At 35.5% G+C, this 907-nt stretch carries 1 protein-coding gene; it reads right to left on the reverse strand.

From position 1 onward, the window contains the following. Positions 1–43 precede the first annotated feature (43 nt). Positions 44–502, reverse strand: a complete 459-nt coding sequence (locus AC27VX_RS23805; protein ID WP_236855313.1) for a T9SS type A sorting domain-containing protein — start codon at positions 500–502, stop codon at positions 44–46. Positions 503–907: the final 405 nt, after the last annotated feature.

Here is a 907-nt window from a genome sequence, read left to right on the forward strand (position 1 = left end):
GAAAACAGCTGTATTTTCTGATGATAATTTTTTTCCATAGCCTTTATCTTTTGGTGATGTTTTTACTGAAGATTCTACCGTCTTTCAGGGTGAAGCGAAGAACATATATCCCCCAATCATAGCCAGTCATATTGATTTTTAACTGTCTATTAAGGCCTGGAATATTCTGCTGTTGAAATTTCCAGTGTACCGTACTGTGCTGATAGAGAGAAACTGATTCTATAAGCCTGTCTGTTTCCTCGCTCCAGTCGATGGTAAGCATATCATTTACTGGAATTGGGTAAAGCCGTACCTGTTTCCAAAAGGTTTTTTCATCCATCAACTGGCTTGTGGAAAGGGAAGTAGTTTTAAGGTGTTTTGAAGCTTTTCCAGCAATGTCATCAGGGCCACGATAGCGCTGATTGCCCGCCTCGTCATACTTGAAGTAGACTTCAGTTTGCTGAGCACTGAGCGTACTTAGGGTAGCGCATAAGAATAATGCACTTAAATAATTTTTTTTCATTGATTTGAATTTTTGATGTAAAAAATAAATATTAACTCCCAGTTAATAGAGAAAATATTTTGATATGGGTTTGTATAACAGGATAGATTTACCCTGAAAGACACAATACTTTCATATGTTTATTTTAAAGAATGATGGTATAGCCTGATTTAAAATCAGGATCTGTTATAATCAGTCACGGGAGACCTTAGACTTTAGAAGTCCTGCACAAAAGAAATAAGGAAGGACCTTAATTTGTGCATACAAGAAATTAGGTGTGGGACATAATTTCTTTCTCTCATCTTGTGTTATTTTTCTCTTAAGCGAACTTATGCACTACAGAGATTTTCTACAATCCGTAAAATCACGATACTTTTATATCCCGGTTTTTACGGTAATTAAAATAATGCTACCCTATCTTTTTAT

The organism is Chryseobacterium sp. 14P4.3.2 (assembly GCF_057799275.1).

Excerpts from the sequence above, each read along its gene's own strand:
- AC27VX_RS23805 (WP_236855313.1), bottom strand. The coding sequence starts at position 502 with ATGAAAAAAAATTATTTAAGTGCATTATTCTTATGCGCTACCCTAAGT.